Raw genomic sequence first — 434 nt, forward strand, 5'->3', positions numbered from 1 at the left:
AGTGAGTTGGGGTTGATGCTGGTGGAGCGGTCGCTGGATAACGAGAAGGCGATCAAGGTGGCCGGGGCTTAAATAGCTGGCGCCTGGGCTGACGCCTTCGCGGGCAAGGCCGCGATAGCGTCAGTACAGGCACCACAGAACTTCAGGCCGAAGCAGGCAACGGCTGAAAACTGAAGTACTGCGTCAACGCCTCCACCAATTGCCCATACTCCGGCGGTGCCCGTTGCAGGCTGAACCCGGTGTCGTAATGGTGGGGCGTGGCGTCTTCATGGCACCACAGGCAACACGCCTTCAGGTCAATGACCTGCTGGCAGCCGTCGCTGGCGGGGATTTTCAATCGCAGGTCAAAGTCGACGCCCACCATCATCGGCAACTGGCTGATGAGCATCAGCCCGTCGCTGGACAAGTTGCCCAGAAAGCCGATGGGTTTGTCG

Annotated in this window: 1 protein-coding gene; it reads right to left on the reverse strand. The window is 60.4% G+C overall.

Going from position 1 to position 434, the window contains the following annotated elements:
* Nucleotides 1-142: 142 nt before the first annotated feature.
* Nucleotides 143-434, reverse strand: a 292-nt coding sequence (locus AC1DF0_RS32340) for a PilZ domain-containing protein (RefSeq protein WP_477577679.1), incomplete at its 5' end; no start/stop codon positions are given.

Source organism: Paenibacillus sp. 05T425, from assembly GCF_056396205.1.